This window comes from Halomonas sp. KHS3, from assembly GCF_000830495.1.
In the GTDB taxonomy this organism is placed as follows: Bacteria; Pseudomonadota; Gammaproteobacteria; order Pseudomonadales; family Halomonadaceae; genus Vreelandella; species Vreelandella titanicae.
Genome location: NZ_JWHY01000005.1, coordinates 224,074 through 239,380, shown reverse-complemented (window position 1 = coordinate 239,380; position 15,307 = coordinate 224,074). Strand labels below are relative to the sequence as shown.

General features: G+C 54.9%; 19 protein-coding genes. 14 read left to right on the top strand and 5 right to left on the bottom strand.

The window, feature by feature from the left end; genetic code table 11:
• Window positions 1-165 precede the first annotated feature (165 nt).
• The 3 genes from RO22_RS14335 to cobJ are packed head-to-tail and all read left to right on the top strand — an operon-like array spanning window position 166 to window position 2,263.
• Entirely contained in the window at window positions 166-795 is a 630-nt protein-coding gene (locus RO22_RS14335; protein ID WP_041158588.1) for a precorrin-8X methylmutase, read from the top strand.
• Window positions 792-1,517 (top strand): precorrin-2 C(20)-methyltransferase, encoded by a 726-nt coding sequence (locus tag RO22_RS14330; protein ID WP_041158587.1) that lies wholly within the window; start codon window positions 792-794, stop codon window positions 1,515-1,517. Before RO22_RS14335 ends, RO22_RS14330 begins: the two co-directional genes overlap by 4 nt.
• Complete coding sequence (gene cobJ, locus RO22_RS14325; RefSeq protein WP_041158586.1) at window positions 1,514-2,263, top strand: precorrin-3B C(17)-methyltransferase; 750 nt, start codon at window positions 1,514-1,516, stop codon at window positions 2,261-2,263. Before RO22_RS14330 ends, cobJ begins: the two co-directional genes overlap by 4 nt.
• On the opposite strand, the gene RO22_RS14320 is transcribed toward cobJ, so the two are convergent.
• Window positions 2,260-2,997, bottom strand: coding sequence for a cobalt-precorrin-6A reductase (locus tag RO22_RS14320; RefSeq protein ID WP_041158585.1), 738 nt, complete (start codon window positions 2,995-2,997; stop codon window positions 2,260-2,262). The two genes, cobJ and RO22_RS14320, sit on opposite strands and share 4 nt — an antisense overlap.
• Between RO22_RS14320 and RO22_RS14315 the strand changes: the two genes are divergently transcribed.
• From RO22_RS14315 to RO22_RS14290, 6 genes are all read left to right on the top strand, one after another.
• Window positions 2,996-4,219, top strand: coding sequence for a bifunctional cobalt-precorrin-7 (C(5))-methyltransferase/cobalt-precorrin-6B (C(15))-methyltransferase (locus tag RO22_RS14315; protein ID WP_041158584.1), 1,224 nt, complete (start codon window positions 2,996-2,998; stop codon window positions 4,217-4,219). The two genes, RO22_RS14320 and RO22_RS14315, sit on opposite strands and share 2 nt — an antisense overlap.
• Entirely contained in the window at window positions 4,216-4,599 is a 384-nt protein-coding gene (locus tag RO22_RS14310) for a cobalamin biosynthesis protein (RefSeq protein WP_041158583.1), read from the top strand. Before RO22_RS14315 ends, RO22_RS14310 begins: the two co-directional genes overlap by 4 nt.
• Window positions 4,599-5,402, top strand: a complete 804-nt coding sequence (gene cobM, locus RO22_RS14305) for a precorrin-4 C(11)-methyltransferase (RefSeq protein WP_041158582.1) — start codon at window positions 4,599-4,601, stop codon at window positions 5,400-5,402. Before RO22_RS14310 ends, cobM begins: the two co-directional genes overlap by 1 nt.
• Entirely contained in the window at window positions 5,399-6,163 is a 765-nt protein-coding gene (cobF, locus tag RO22_RS14300; protein ID WP_041158581.1) for a precorrin-6A synthase (deacetylating), read from the top strand. Before cobM ends, cobF begins: the two co-directional genes overlap by 4 nt.
• Window positions 6,164-6,233: 70 nt before the next feature.
• Window positions 6,234-6,674, top strand: a complete 441-nt coding sequence (locus RO22_RS14295; protein WP_041158580.1) for a YtoQ family protein — start codon at window positions 6,234-6,236, stop codon at window positions 6,672-6,674.
• A 504-nt stretch (window positions 6,675-7,178) separates the two neighbouring features.
• Window positions 7,179-7,559, top strand: coding sequence for a hypothetical protein (locus tag RO22_RS14290; RefSeq protein ID WP_141440944.1), 381 nt, complete (start codon window positions 7,179-7,181; stop codon window positions 7,557-7,559).
• Window positions 7,560-7,980: 421 nt separating this feature from the next.
• Here the strand turns inward: RO22_RS14290 and RO22_RS24690 are convergent, their stop codons facing one another.
• Window positions 7,981-8,118: a hypothetical protein gene (locus RO22_RS24690; protein ID WP_161575209.1), complete on the bottom strand. Its 138-nt coding sequence runs from the start codon at window positions 8,116-8,118 to the stop codon at window positions 7,981-7,983.
• A gap of 977 nt (window positions 8,119-9,095) precedes the next feature.
• On the opposite strand from RO22_RS24690, the gene rho reads away from it, so the two are divergent.
• Window positions 9,096-10,052: a transcription termination factor Rho gene (rho, locus tag RO22_RS14280; RefSeq protein WP_052475636.1), complete on the top strand. Its 957-nt coding sequence runs from the start codon at window positions 9,096-9,098 to the stop codon at window positions 10,050-10,052.
• Window positions 10,053-10,108: 56 nt separating this feature from the next.
• Here rho and RO22_RS14275 read toward each other — a convergent pair whose 3' ends face one another.
• Complete coding sequence (locus tag RO22_RS14275) at window positions 10,109-11,305, bottom strand: DEAD/DEAH box helicase (RefSeq protein ID WP_041158666.1); 1,197 nt, start codon at window positions 11,303-11,305, stop codon at window positions 10,109-10,111.
• Window positions 11,306-11,726: 421 nt separating this feature from the next.
• On the opposite strand from RO22_RS14275, the gene RO22_RS14270 reads away from it, so the two are divergent.
• Window positions 11,727-12,254 carry a murein L,D-transpeptidase family protein gene (locus RO22_RS14270; protein ID WP_084625354.1) on the top strand — a complete coding sequence of 176 codons (528 nt, stop codon included), beginning with the start codon at window positions 11,727-11,729 and terminating at the stop codon, window positions 12,252-12,254.
• 13 nt (window positions 12,255-12,267) lie between these two features.
• Here RO22_RS14270 and RO22_RS24685 read toward each other — a convergent pair whose 3' ends face one another.
• A complete protein-coding gene (locus RO22_RS24685; RefSeq protein ID WP_161575208.1) occupies window positions 12,268-12,417 on the bottom strand; it encodes a hypothetical protein in 150 nt (49 codons plus the stop codon).
• Between the two features lie 322 nt (window positions 12,418-12,739).
• Here RO22_RS24685 and RO22_RS14265 point away from each other — a divergent pair, with 322 nt between their 5' ends.
• Window positions 12,740-13,411 carry an HAD family hydrolase gene (locus RO22_RS14265; protein ID WP_052475635.1) on the top strand — a complete coding sequence of 224 codons (672 nt, stop codon included), beginning with the start codon at window positions 12,740-12,742 and terminating at the stop codon, window positions 13,409-13,411.
• 369 nt (window positions 13,412-13,780) lie between these two features.
• Window positions 13,781-14,188 carry a hypothetical protein gene (locus RO22_RS14260; RefSeq protein WP_041158578.1) on the top strand — a complete coding sequence of 136 codons (408 nt, stop codon included), beginning with the start codon at window positions 13,781-13,783 and terminating at the stop codon, window positions 14,186-14,188.
• 23 nt (window positions 14,189-14,211) lie between these two features.
• Here the strand turns inward: RO22_RS14260 and soxR are convergent, their stop codons facing one another.
• Entirely contained in the window at window positions 14,212-14,694 is a 483-nt protein-coding gene (gene soxR / locus RO22_RS14255) for a redox-sensitive transcriptional activator SoxR (RefSeq protein ID WP_041158577.1), read from the bottom strand.
• 104 nt (window positions 14,695-14,798) lie between these two features.
• On the opposite strand from soxR, the gene RO22_RS14250 reads away from it, so the two are divergent.
• A complete protein-coding gene (locus tag RO22_RS14250) occupies window positions 14,799-15,236 on the top strand; it encodes a VOC family protein (protein WP_041158576.1) in 438 nt (145 codons plus the stop codon).
• The last annotated feature ends 71 nt before the right edge of the window (window positions 15,237-15,307 follow it).

The window sequence follows — 15,307 nt, the reverse complement described above, 5'->3', positions numbered from 1 at the left end:
TATGCTGGATAGCTGAGTGCCAGGGCAGGTTGTAGCGAGGGTCTTTTTCCAGGGATGGAAAAAGTAGCGCCCAGGGACGGGTTCACAGCGCCCTCGCGGAAACCTGTCCTGGCACGGAGGCCTTGCAGACCAGCAACTGCGAATTAGTTTATTTGGAGAGTTTGGGTGCCCTATAAGTATGAAACCAGTGGCCCGGCGATTTACCGGGAGTCGTTTGCGATGATTCGCAGTGAAGCCGAGCTTGGCCGCTTTTCAGTGGAAGAAGAGACCGTGGCGGTGCGCATGATTCACGCCGCCGGGCTGGTGGAATTGGCTGCGTATATTCATTTTCAAAATGACGTGGTCAATAAGGCCCGTGCCGCATTGGAGCAGGGCGCACCGGTCCTCTGCGATGCCCGCATGGTCTCGGAAGGCATCACCCGAAAGCGGCTGCCCGCTGACAACGAGGTCATCTGCACCCTTAACGATGAGCGAACGCCCGGCCTCGCCCAGGAAATGGCCAACACCCGCTCGGCAGCGGCGCTGGAACTGTGGCGGCCGCACCTGGAAGGCGCCGTGGTCGCCATTGGTAACGCGCCCACCGCGCTGTTTCACCTGCTCAATATGCTCGAAGACCCGGCGTGCCCGCGCCCGGTGGCAATTATCGGCTGCCCGGTAGGCTTTGTCGGCGCGGCGGAATCCAAGGAAGCGCTATTGGCTAACCCGGCACTGCCCAGCTGTATCGTACGCGGTCGCCTGGGCGGCAGCGCCGTCACGGTAGCGGCCATCAACGCCATGGCGGATCGCATCGAATGACCCAGGGAACGGTATACGGCGTTGGCCTGGGGCCAGGCAGCCAAGACTTGATGAGCGTGCGCGCCGACCGCCTGATACGCGGGGCGACCCATGTGGCGTATTTTCGTAAAAAGGGTCGCTGCGGCCATGCGCGAACCATCGTGGAGGGCATGATCCCGCCCGGCGCGATCGAGCTGCCCATGGAATACCCGGTCACCACGGAAATTCCCTTCGACGACCCGCGCTACAATGAGCTACTGGCGGCTTTCTACGAACGCAGCGTGGCCCAGCTCATCGAGATGGCGGAAGCCGGGTGCGATGTGGTGGTGCTGTGTGAAGGCGACCCGTTCTTCTATGGCTCCTTCATGCACCTCTACACGCGGCTGCTAAACCGCGTGCCGGTCTCGGTGGTGCCGGGAATTACCGGCATGTCGGCGGCGTGGACGGCCACCGGGCAGCCGATTACCTGGGGCGATGACATCCTGACCGTGCTGATGGCCACGCTACCGGAAGACGCGTTGGCCGAGCGCATCGCCCAGACCGACGCGCTGGTAGTGATGAAGATTGGCCGTAACCTGGCCAAGCTGCGTCGGGCACTGGTTCACGCTGGCCGCGAAGGCGAAGCCTGGCTGATCGAGTACGCCGCCATGTCGCAACAACGCGTATTGCCGCTGGCGGACGTGGGCGAGAGCGTGCCGTACTTCTCGATTGTGCTGATCCATGGCCATGGGAGGCGACCATGAGCGGCTGGCTGAAAATCGTCGGTCTGGGGCCGGGCTCTGAGGCCATGGTCACTCCCGAGGTAACTGCTGCGCTGGAGGAAGCCACCGACGTGGTGGGCTATGTGCCCTACGTTAACCGGGTCGCGCCGCGTGCTGGTTTAGTCCGCCACGGCTCGGACAACCGCGAAGAGATCCGCCGGGCGGAGCAGGCGCTACAGCTGGCGCTTGAGGGCCATAGAGTCGTGGTGGTGTCTTCCGGTGATCCCGGCGTGTTTGCCATGGCCGCCGCGGTGTTCGAGGCGCTGGACGCGGGCGATACCCAGTGGCGCACGCTGGATATTCAGGTGCTGCCGGGCATTTCCGCCATGCTGGCCGCCAGCGCAAGCGTTGGCGCGCCGCTGGGGCACGACTTCTGCTGCATTAATCTATCCGACAACCTCAAGCCTTGGGCGCTGATTGAAAAGCGCCTGCGCCTGGCTGCCGAGGCTGACTTCGCCATGGCGTTCTACAACCCGCGCTCTAAGGCACGGCCTGCGGGTTTTGAAAGAACGCTAGAGGTACTGCGGGAAGCCTGCGGGCCGGATCGATTGATTATCTTTGCCCGGGCGGTTTCTACGCCAGAAGAGTCGGTTCGCGTCACCACCCTAGGTGAGGCGACGCCGGACATGGCCGATATGCGCACCCTGGTGATTGTCGGTTCCCAGCAGACGCGATTGATAGAGCGAGCAGGATCGCCGCTGGTTTATACGCCGCGCTCCGCTGATTAAGCGTGGTCGCTGAGCCAGCTAAAAACGTCATCAATGCGATGAACTTCGTGGCGGGAAGGCAGTGCTGGCCGCTCGATCATCACCATGGGCAGGCCGAGGGTTCTTGCCGCGGTGAGTTTGGACGCCGCCCCTTCGCCGCCGGCGTTTTTACACACGATGCGCTGGATTCCCTGGGTTTCAAGCAGGGCGAGATCGCCTTCCAGCGTAAACGGGCCTCTATCAATCACGGTGCTAACATCGGCCAGCGGCAACGGGCTGGTAGGCGGGTCAACCAAGCGCAGCACGTAATGGTGCTGGGGCTGGGCGGCAAAGGCAGCTAGGTGCATGCGGCCGATAGCAAGCAGCACGCGCTGGGGCGGGCCAGCCAGGGCGCTGACGGCTTCATCGATATTTGCCACGCTTTGCCACTGGTCACCGTTAACAGGTCGCCAGGCAGGCCGGGTGAGGGCAATGGCCTTTACGCCGAACTGCGCCGCCGCGGCTAACACGTTGCTGCTCATCTGCGCGGCAAAAGGATGGGTGGCATCGACGATATGGGTGATGCGCTCCTGGGCGACAAAGGCGGCAAGGCCGTTAACGCCGCCAAAACCGCCAATACGGGTTGGTAGCGGTTGGGGTTTAGGCGTGGCAACGCGACCCGCATAGCTGAAAATGGCGGGAAGCCTGCGCTTGGCAACCGCACTGGCCAGGGCGCTGGCCTCCGAGGTTCCCCCGAGAATTAGGATCTTGATCATGGTTGAAATTTCTCACGCTCCAGTGGGTCAGGCTCCCTGGCTGACCCTTTTAGGCTGGGGGGAGGGTGGCACACAGGCACTAACGGCGGCAAGCCGCGCTGCACTGGAAAGTGCCGAGGTAGTGTTCGGCGCACGCCGCCACCTACGCCTTTTGCCGCCCCTAAACGCCGAGGTGATGGAGTGGCCGGTGCCCTTTGCCGATGGCATTCCCGCGCTATTAGATCAGCGCGGCCGCCGGGTGGTCATGCTGGTCTCGAACGACCCGTTCTGGTTTGGGGCGGGCACAACATTAGCGCAGCATCTTAGCGCTAGCGAGTGGCTGGCTTTGCCAGCGCCTTCCACCTTCAGTCTGGCGGCTGGGCGCTTGGGTTGGCCGCTGGAGCGCTGCACCTGCCTGGGCCTGCACGCCAAACCACTGACTCGTATTCGGCCTTACCTGCATGCCGGTAGGCGTTTGCTGTTGCTGGTAAGAGACGGCGAAGCGGTGGCCGAACTCGCCGCTCTGGTTAGCCAATTTGGCTTTGGGGATTCCCAACTAACGGTGCTGGAAGCCCTGGGCGGTAATAACGAGCGCATTCGCCATTGTCGTGTCGACGCCAGCTTGCCCCAGGATATCGCCCACCCGGTGGCGGTAGCGCTGGAAATCGCCGGCAACGGCCCCGCCTTGCCGCTGACGCCCGGCCTGCCGGACCATTTTTTTGACCACGACGGCCAGATCACCAAGCAGGCCATTCGCGCCATCACTCTGGCGGCGCTGGCCCCCATGCCAGGCGAGCGGCTATGGGATATCGGCACCGGTTCAGGCTCCATCGCCATTGAGTGGCTGCTCGTTCATACGGATAATCAGGCGGTAGGCTTCGAGCAAAACGCAGAACGTGCAGCGCGAGCGCGGAGCAACGCAGTTAACTTGGGCGTCGATTGGTTGGAAGTAAAAGAGGGAAGTGCGCCGGAAGTGCTGAACGATACGCCGCTGCCGGACGCGGTATTTATTGGTGGCGGGTTATCCCATGCGCTGCTGGACGACTTATGGCAGCGCCTGCCCGAGGGTGTGCGCATCGTCGCTAATGCCGTCACCCTGGAATCCGAAGCGCTGCTGGCGCACTGGCAGCACAAGGTAGGGGGCGAGCTGCTGCGCCTGGAGCTGGCCAACGCCACTCCCATCGGCACCCGGCGGGGCTGGAAGGCCAGCTATCCGATCGTTCAGTGGCGGGGCGTTCGATGACAGCACGGGGTTTGAGAATAGCGGGATTTGGCTTTCGCAGCGAGGCCAAGCTTGAATCCCTCGCCCAGGCGCTGGATCAACTTAAAGACCTGTACGGGGCTATCGATAAGCTGGCGGCGGCTCATTCAATGCTGCCGTTAGTCGAAGAACTGGGACGACTGCGCAACATTGAAGTTATCGCCGTGGCGGACGCCGAGCTACCAACGGTGACAACGCTGACTCATTCAGCACAAAGTTTACAGGCCCGCGGCACGGGCAGCGTGGCCGAGGCCGTGGCGCTATTAGCGGCGGGCCCTAATGCTAAGTTAGTGGGGCCAAGAATCATCTCAGCGGATCGACAGGCCACCGCCGCGTTGGCGTTAGCAGAAGGAAATAGATAATGACGGTACATTTCATTGGCGCCGGCCCCGGCGCGCCGGATCTGCTTACTCTGCGCGGGCGCGACCTGATCGCCGCCTGCCCGGTGTGCCTGTACGCAGGCTCATTAGTGCCTGAGGAAATCCTCGAGCACTGCCCGGCAGGGGCGCGGGTGATCAACACCGCGCTGCTATCGCTGGATGACATCATGCAGGAAATCGGCCGCGCCCACGCCGAAGACCAGGATGTCGCCCGGCTGCATTCGGGGGATCTATCGGTATGGTCGGCCATGGGCGAGCAACTGCGCCGCCTGCGCGAGCTGGATATCCCCTACAGCATTACCCCCGGCGTGCCAGCGTTTGCGGCTGCTTCGGCAACCTTGGGCCAGGAGCTGACGCTGCCCGGTGTCGCCCAGTCGGTAGTGCTCACCCGCACGCCGGGCCGGGCCAGCGCCATGCCCAGCGATGAGACGCTTGCTAATTTTGCCCGCACCGGGGCTACGCTTGCCATCCATCTCTCTATTCATAACCTTACCCAGGTGGTCGAAAGCCTGACGCCTTACTACGGCGACCAGTGCCCGGTAGCGATTGTGTGGCGGGCAAGCTGGCCCGACGAGCGGGTGGTACGCGGGCGGCTAGCCACTATAGAAGCTTTGATTGATGAGACCATGCAGCGCACCGCGCTAATTCTGGTGGGGTCGGTGCTCGAAAGCGATGACTTCCAGGAGAGCAGCCTCTACGCCGTTGGCTACGACCGCCGCTTTCGTCCCCAGTCGGCGGATTCGCCTTTTGCTACGGCAAGCCAAGACCAAGAGAGCGAATCATGATCACGCTATCGCTCATAGGCATCGGCACCGGCAACCTTGATCACGTCACCCTGGCCGCCGTGCGCGCCCTCAATAACGCCGACCTGATCCTGCTGCCCCGCAAGGGCGAGGCCAAGTCGGATTTGATCGACCTGCGCCGCTTACTCTGCGAACGTCTGCTGGAAGCGCCGGTAACCACCAAGATCGTCGAGTTCGATCTCCCCAGTCGAGATGGCCGCAATGACTACCTCGGCGCGGTAGACGATTGGCACGCTGCCATCGCCAGCGTCTGGGCGCAGCTAATCGATGAACATCTACCCAACGGCGGGCGAGTAGGGATGCTGGTGTGGGGCGACCCCTCGCTTTACGACAGCAGCCTGCGCATTACCCAGCGCCTAAGCGCCGCGGGTAAGCAGGTTGATGTAGAGGTAGTGCCGGGCATCACCAGCCTGCAAGTGCTCACTGCTGAACATAAAATCCCCCTCAACGCCCTCGCCGAACCGGTACACATCACCACCGGCCGCCGCCTGCGCGAGCGCGGCTGGCCAAGTGATGCCGCCACCGTCGCCGTAATGCTGGATAGCGGCGGGGCGTTTATCACGCTGCCACAAGATGACACCTACATCTGGTGGGGCGCCTACCTGGGCATGGATAAACAGTGCCTGATCAAAGGTTGGCTAAGCGACGTCGGCGACCAGATCATCCAGCGCCGAGCAGAGCTGCGCGACACCCACGGCTGGATAATGGATATTTATCTGCTGGCCAGACAGCCTCTGCTATAGTGCTGGTGTTAATATGGAATGATTTTCCATAAAATAGCGCTACTGACCAACTAACCTTTGAGGAATGGCCATGAGCTTTTACGTTTACCTATCCGGCGAGATCCACACCGACTGGCGCGAAGAAATCCAGCGCGGCGCCGAGGCCGCGGGCCTGGATATCGTGTTTACCGCACCGGCCACCGACCACGCCGCCTCTGACGCCGCTGGCGACCACTTGGGCAAGCCGGAAAATGGCTTCTGGCGCGACCATCAGTCGTCCAAGGTCAACGCCATTCGCACCCGCACCATGATCGAGCAGGCGGATCTGGTCGTTGTACGCTTCGGCGACCAGTACAAACAGTGGAACGCCGCCTTCGACGCAGGCTACTGCGCAGCCCTCGCCAAGCCCTACATCACCCTTCATAGCGAAGATATTATCCACCCGCTGAAAGAAGTCGATGCTGGTGCTCAGGCCTGGTGCACCACTACTGATCAAGTGGTTGAAACCCTGCGCTACGTTCTGAAAGCCTAATACGCCCACCCAGCTAAGTGCACGGTGCCCTATAAGGGGCATAGTGCCACAAAGTCTGCAATAGGGGGCTGTAGGAGCCCAATTCATTGGGCGATCAGCGTGTAATCAGCCACCAAAAACGATCGCCCGACGGAGTCGGGCTCTTACAGAAGCCCTCTGCAATTGGGTTACGGGCTGGCATTTCGTCGCGCGATCAGCAGTTATCCCGCCACCGCAAGCCATGCTCGACGAAGTTGGGCGCTTACAAGGCCCTGTGCAGAGGGTGTTGTAAGAGCCCAATTTATTGGGCGATCAAGCGTCTATCCCGTCACCAAAAAACTATCGTCTGACAAAGTTAGGCTGTTACCTAAGCCCGTCCCTTAAGACCATGCAAAATTTCTTGCGATAGGCGCGTCAGCTACGCTACTTTTCATATGTAGCGAATAAGCATTCTATAAAATAGCGGGTATGTGATTTTCAAACCTGCTGGTGGCTGATAATAAGTTATAAGGGAGGTTACTCGTTGTGAATAGGATTGCATTAACAGCGATACTTTTGCTGTCACTCTTTTCATCGTTGGCATGGGCAGATACCAAGCCTAGGCCAATGATTATGGAGCTGTTTCGTTCGCAGATAGATGCCATTGCCTCAGAGAGCTATGAGCAATTTATGGATCATGCGGATGCAAACTTTCGCCAATCGATCAGCCAAGATCAGTTTGGTGCTCTTTCAGAGTCTTTATCCCCAAGGCTTGTGGATGGCTATCAGTCAGAGTATTTGGGCGCTTTAAATCAGGACGGCTTCAACGTTCATTTGTGGAAGATGACCCTTGCCAGCTCGGATTCCGACAATCTCGTAAAAATGGCCATGCGGGAAAACGAAATAGCAGGGTTCTGGATCCAATAAACAGTTAACCAGGGGCGCTAGCCGACTGGCAAACCTGCTGTTGAAACCCTGAATTCAAACATTAAACGCAGTACCTGTGGTTTTCAGCGCCCCTGAATGCTCTCCGAGGAACACTTGTGCCGATGTCCGATACCCCAAACGTTTTCTGTGGCGATTGTGTAGCTTGGCAACGGCTCTCTTCAGTGCTGAGTCGCTCACCTTTCGGAAGTCCGTTCCTTTCGGGAAATGTTGGCGAATCAGTCCGTTGGTGTTTTCATTGGTGCCATGCTGGCATGAGCGGTGCGGGCCGCAAAAAAGGTCTTGGCCGATGGTTCGCACTGCTCCACGGCGTGGTGCTAATAACTGGGTGATCGGCTTGGCCGTTCTAGTGGTCGTGATCTTAGGAAGGCGCGCTGCGAAGAGGTAACCGCTAGGGTCTCCTTTATACCGTATCGCCCTCCCAATCGACGATATGGTGCCTCTTTCCCACTTCGGCGGGGCGCTGTGGGATATTGCCCAATCCCGTATAGTTGTCCAACTGGCGCTGATAGCGCCGCTGGCGTTCGCTTCCATAGTTCACCGCCCTGTTTCTTATTATCCCAGAAGATCCACAGATGGCTTACACTAACTCCGCTGGCATTTGGCTTGTGGCGCAGCAGCGCTGGAGTAGGGTGGGGCGGACTCCATCCCGTTGGTAAAGTCGAGAGGGTACTGGCGTTGGCCCTCCTTCCTCTACTGTGTGAACCAAAGTGCTGAGGTTATTCTATGAATCCAGGATGTCAGGTGATTAGGGCTGTTTTATGTGCATGATAAGAATGTTGAATAGCACAGCGCGTTCATTCCATACCAGAGCGTGAAGTCTAATTACTGTTAACTTACAGCACGCAGGTGAGACGAGAAGAAAAGTAACATGAAGAGCTACCATTACAGTAGCTCTTATCAGTAATATATTCTATTTTTTTGAGGATTTACTAGGTTTTAAGTCCGGAGTATTTCCCGGTGTTTTTTTATTGTCACGTCGACGTTGATCGGGTTTCCCTGTTGATTCTGCAATTGGCTTTGGACCTGGTTTAAGAGCCATAATAGTTTTCCTCAAGTGTTTGAGAGTAATCCTCTCATTCATCAATTTACTTGTATTGATGTGCATGTTCAATAGGCATTAGAGGGGGCGGTCTCAAGTTTGAAGTCTGGAGCGCCGAAATTTAACAAGACGCAGCAGTTTGCGGCCGCCGGACGCTCATAAACTCGCGCCGCTGTGTTTGGTGTTGAGGTTGTAGAAAAACCCCTTTGACGTCTAGGTTTTGGTAGGCTCGAGAAAAAAGACGAGGAGTGGTCAGCATGCCGCACTTCAAGCCCTATAACCAAGATCAGGACGCCATGGTGGTGGTCAACTACTAAGATTAGCTCCAACCCGATACGCTTGAGCGCAAGTGAGACTTATCCGTTTTCCATACCGAGTGCCGCAAGGAGCGACCAGTCGGCTGGCCTATGATGCAGCTATTTTTATAAATTCAGTATTCTATAAATTCAAGTTATTTAAGGCGATCCATCAATATTATGACGAGAAAAACACTAGGTTTGAAGGTGAAAAGGCAGGTAGGCGCCAAGCCCGCCGACGAGGTTGAAGATCAATTCCCTAATGATCCCGAAAAACGTTTTTTAAATGGCGTCGCTATTCATCCTTCCCCACGCATTTATTTAGAGCCTGGTTCTAAGCAGCGTACTGTGCGAATGATGGATTTAATTACGCCTATTGGGATGGGGCAGCGAGGGTTGATTGTTGCGCCGCCAGGCTCTGGCAAAACGACGATGTTAAAACATATCTGTCAGGCCGTGGCTGAGGCTCATCCGGAAATAAAGCTGTATGCCTTGTTGATTGATGAGCGCCCGGAAGAAGTGACCGATTTTAAACGCAGTGTTTCGGCAGAAGTGCATGCATCGTCTTCAGACGAAAGCTATACACACCATGTAAAAATGGCAGACAAGCTTCTTGAGACGGCGCGTAAGCAAGCAGGCGACGGTCATAACGTGATGATTGTGATCGATTCTTTGACGAGACTCTCGCGCGTTCATAATGCCGAGCAGCGGGGCAATGGTCGCACTATGTCGGGTGGGCTGGATTCCCGAGCGATGGAAATACCGCGAAAACTGTTTGGCGCCGCGAGAAAGATCGAAAACGGCGGATCGCTCACCATTCTGGCCACCGTGCTGGTGGATACCGGAAGTCGTATGGATCAGGTGATTTTCGAGGAGTTCAAGGGCACCGGCAATATGGAACTCGTGTTATCCCGGGAAGTTGCCAATCAACGGATTTTCCCTGCGATAGATATTGCCAAAAGTAGTACCCGTCGAGAAGAGCTTTTGATTGATGCAAAAGATATTGAAAAGGTAAGGACATTGCGCAGAGGTTTGACAACGCTTAAGCCAGTAGAAGGCGCGCAGAAGTTGCTTGAGTTATTGGATAAATATCCAACGAATGCCGAGCTATTAGATGTGTTTTTACCAGCTTCTTGAAATGGCTGTAATAAAGAAGCCCACCTTTTTTAAGAGGTGAGCTTCTTTTTTAAGGTTTAACGATTACTTTGTTTATTATAGTTTAAGTTTGACTCGGGTACTGCTTTGCGAACCGGAAAGCCTGCAATCTCTTTGCGCTCAATAATGCTTTTTAACCGTCTTTCAATGGCACAAAGATTTTTAAAGTCACTCATGTCGACTAAAGAGATGGCTTCCCCTGAGGCGCCCGCGCGGCCGGTTCGGCCAATGCGGTGGATGTACTCTTCTGGCTTAAAGGGTAAATCATAATTCACCACACGGCTCAGTTCGCCAATATCCAAACCTCGCGCGGCAACCCCTGTGGCGACCAAGTACTTTAATTCGCCAGATTTGAACTGAGCCAGAATCTTTTCGCGCATCGCTTGGCTTCTATCGCCATGAATGGAATCCGCTGTGATGCCGCGTTTTTCCAATTGAGCAACAAGCTTGGCTGCATTGTGTTTTTTCTCGGTAAAAATAAGCGCCTGATCCCACTTTTGTTCGTTGATCAAGTGGCTTAACAAGGCGGACTTAGTGTCTTTATCGACGGTGATTAGCCATTGTTGGACATTAGCGGCGGCGCGGATATTGGGAGAAATGGATATTTCAGCCGCAAGATCGGTCATCTTGCTATCTGAAAAATCGTAGGCCAGCGCCCGAACGTCGTCGGTCATTGTGGCCGAAAACAGTAGGTTCTGACGGTCTTCAGGCAGGCGTTCTATGATTTTATAGATATCGTCGACAAAACCCATGTCGACCATTCTGTCCGCTTCGTCCAATACCATGACTTTAAGTTCATCAAAGTGCAGTGCACGCTGATGTGCCAAATCAAGCAATCTGCCCGGCGTGGCGACCAGAATATCCACTCCTTTGATCAGGCGCTCTTTTTGAGCTTCGGTATCCACACCGCCATACATAGCCATGGAGGTTAACTGCGTGTGTTTAGCGTATTGAGCCACATTGGCTTCGACCTGAACCGCAAGCTCACGGGTGGGCACGAGGATCAGTGCGCGTATGCGCTTGCCGCGTAACGTTCCCGCGTTGCTGAATCGTTCTAGCAGAGGCAGAACAAAGGCAGCGGTTTTGCCTGTGCCTGTTTGTGCGGTAGCGATTAAGTCGTTACCCGAAAGAATGGCAGGAATCGCTTGTTTCTGGATTGGCGTTGGAGTTTTGTAACCTAGTTCGGTAATCGCTTGAACAAGAGGAGTGGATAAGCCTAGTTTTGCAAATGGCATAAGGTGCCCTGACAGATTGTCGTAAGGTGTGTCGAAAATAAAAGATGAGGCAGTATAAAGTAAAAGCAGCTGTTCGTTGCTCGAATTGTGCAACTAGCTTCATGATGCAGAATGGCGAATCTTGTTATGAAGTAGAATAATGTATTTAATTCAATATAAATAGGGGTTTTCTGTGGTTTGGCTATCGCCGAGCAGCCTAAACTCATCTAAGCCTTGAAGAGCTTTCGGTTCACTAAGCAGCACAAGTGCAGCGTATCACTATTGCGAACGAAGCGGTTCAGTGGAAGACAGTCAAGGCACTAATGATGCACGGGCATCATTAGTACGAATCTAACGAGGTGCGTCATTCGGGGCCTGTGGCCCCTGCGACGCTCGTAAGTTCGTGCGAATACGCACGGCGTTATACCAAAAGGCGGTTAAAGTGCGATACAGACTTCTAGCAATCCTGTTACTTGTTCTGACGCTTGGGGTGGGTGTCTACTTTGCAGATTCCCGCTTGCCAGCGTTGTTTGCTGAAGAACTTCCGCAGGCAGAGGCAGTATTGGTGCTCAAGGAAGAGCGGAAACTTTATCTATTGAGGGATGGCGAGCCATACCGCGAATACGGGATTGCACTCGGAGGTAATCCGGTCGGACATAAACAGAAAGAAGGTGATCAACAGACACCGGAAGGCGACTATGTACTCGACTGGAGAAACCCTAACAGCATGGCTCATCTGTCTCTTCATGTCTCATACCCAAACGAGGATGATCGCGCACAGGCGGAGGCGCGTGGCGTTTCGCCTGGGGGTATGATCATGATCCACGGTCAGAGGAACGGATTCGGCTGGTTGGGTCGCCTAGTCCAACGATGGGATTGGACTGATGGTTGCATCGCGGTTACCAATGTTGCGATGGAAGAGATTTGGCACGCGGTGCCAAACGGAACACCAATTCGCATTGAGCCGTAAATGAATAACCGCGTTAAGCGCGAAGCAAGCCGACTTCTTTCTGGCCGTCAAAGACAATCAGCCACAGCTCAAAGGCGTGATCGATGATTTCTTCGTTAAATTTTGCGCCATGCACGCGTCGCAAATGACGCACGCGATCAAGTGAGAAGTCGGTAGCGGACATGGGAGTGTTCAGACAAATATCGAGAACACTCGCTTGTCTTAGAATGAGAGTCCTTATCTACGTGTGATTACCCTGATACAACAGAGGGGGCTGTATTCGATTCGTTAATTTACGAACGGAACATTGAACGTGCAAATACTCTGATAGATACTTTCATTAGTAAGGATAGTCAATCACCCCAACCGATAATTTACGCCATGCGGATAGCGCTGAACCCGCTTCGCTTTATCACAAGTCACCAATGCGCTAATTATGGGGGCTGGCAAGCTAGCATCTATTATAACTATGCTAGCGTTCACAAATTACGTTTCTCGGAAATCATATGCAACTTCGAGCAATCCTATTCGACCATGATGGCACTCTCGTCAACTCTGAACCAGTTCACTACAGAATGTGGGTGGAAGTTCTTCAGCGCTATGGCTTTACGTTATCGGAACAGCAGTACAAGGCTCGCTATGCAGGCGTACCAACTCCTGCCAATGCCATAGACTTGGTGCAGCGATATGGCATGGATGAATCTCCGGAGCTACTTGCTGAGGCGAAGAACGCCGCAACACGTGAGTACCTGGAACGGCAAACTTTCCCCATGATGCCCGGTGTAGAAGAGGCCATATCCTACTTTCATGGCGCAGGTCTGAAGCTTGCTGTTGTAACGGGTGCCAGTGCGAACGGTGTTCAAACAACGTTAAGGGCCAACGAGTTAGAGCAATATTTTTCTGCGATAGTCTCAGGAGATGATGTCCGGGCAAGCAAGCCTGCGCCGGATTGTTATTTACTCGCTCTGCAGCAGCTTGGTGTCTCCGCCGCTGAATGTCTAGCAATTGAAGATACTCAGCATGGGCTTGAAGCTGCCTTCCAGGCGGGCATCAACTGTGTGGCATTGCCTACGGAGATGTCTATGCATCATGATTTCCATTTAGCAGTAGCGACTCTTGGGGGCATACCAGAAGCAGTGGCTTACGTGCGTGAAATTTTTCTAGGAAGTGAAGCCTAAAAAGCTACGTTACTGAATAACTGTCACACTGCTTCACGGCTAAAAAGTCACTGCTAAGCACTGTGTTAGACGTGATGCTATGATGAAAATCCTAGCATTTTCTACCCACGACCATTTGGCTGAGACTGGCCCGTTTAGACGTCTATAAGAGTTGCTGGCTGGCCCTGAATACCCTGTGTTCCAAGATATCCTGGCTTTTATTCGAGACGGGGTCAGCAGGCTCAAGAGCGCCTTGCCACGTTGAGAAAAGCGCTTGTTGAGGGTGAATCGAGCGAACCCAAGCGGCTTGATATAATTGGCTACCAAGGCAGTTAGGCATAAGCAGATGAAGGCAGTTAAGTAGTGGCCAAACGGAGCACGGGCAACCAAATGAACCCCGTCATTCAAGAAGAAATATCCGGCTGTGGCATCGCATCATGCGCTGCTCTTGCGGGCATTAGCTATGCGCAGGCCAAAGAAAAAGCAAACGCTTTAGGTATCTATGCCGAAGACACAGCGCTTTGGTCAGACACCGAGTACGTTCGTAAGCTCTTGCGTGCTTTGGGTATCACGGCTGCTCCTACGGAGACGCCATTCGATACCTGGGAGCGCCTTCCAGATAAAGCACTGTTGGCGATCAAATGGCGCATGGAGCAGGGCAGACCTTTCTGGCATTGGGTGGTGTTTGCTAGAAGCGAGCGGGAAACCGTGGTGCTGGATTCCAAAAAATCCCTGAAAACAAACACCCGCCGTGACTTCGGACGCATCAAACCCAAGTGGTTCATTCGTGTAGATTAATGCTTGAGGGCTGCTAATAAGCGCTATGAGCTAGCGCTTGGTTCTTGCTGAGCTCTCGCTTTCTGTTCTGCCTGATCCAACAGGACTGGGCCGCTACCTGATTCCGCCAGCTTGTCGTCCGGGTTGTAGAGCGGGCAACTGGTCATGCTCAGGCAGCCGCAGCCGATACAGCCTGCCAGGTTATTACGCAGCTTTTGCAGATAAGCAATCCGGCCATCAAGCATCTGCTGCCAGTTTTTTGAAAGCTGTTGCCAGTCTTCAACCGTCGGTGTGCGGTTATTGGGCAGTGATTCAAAAGCTCGCTTGATCTCATCCAGGCTCACGCCGACTTTCTGCGCGGCTTTAATCACCGAAATCCGCCTTAGCACTTCCGGTTTGTAACGGCGCTGGTTGCCCGCATTGCGCCAGCTTTGGATCAGACCTTGTTGCTCGTAAAAGTGCAAGGTGCTGACTTTAATGCCGCAGCGCTTTGCCACCTTGCCAACACTCCAAATTGCCTCTGCCATCACGCACTCCTGAATCTTTTTTGCCATTTTTTTCCAATAACAGCTTTACCTCAAGTGAAGTTGAGGTTTTATCCTGCCATTTCACTTAACGCAAGGAGACTCTTATGTACTTGGAACACGTTAATCTGGTCGTTGATGATATGGATGCCATGTTGGATTTTTACCGCGCTGTATTCCCGCATTGGCGGGTACGCGATGAAGGCCGTGGCGAGTGGTATGGCAAACCGCGTAAATGGGTGCACTTTGGTGACGACGAACATTACCTGGCGTTTAGCGATCACGGCGAAGGGGCGAATCGCGATCTGAAAGGCCACAGCGTTGGCTTGGCCCATTTTGCCTATGCGACCGATAACCTTGATGCCGTTGTGGCCAGATTGAATAACGCGGGTTATGCCATTGCGAAACCAGGAGCTGTAGAGCCGTTTCGCAAGAATGTCTATTTTGTCGATCCGGCCGGTTTTGAGGTGGAGTTTGTCGAATACCTGAGCGATATCCCGGCCGAGCGGAATTTAAACCGCGATGCGCAGCAAACAGCAACGTAGGAGAGATAGACAATTAGCGGTGTTTGGTAGTCAAGCATGCTCTTAATAAGCAGGGGTATGTAAGCAATAAC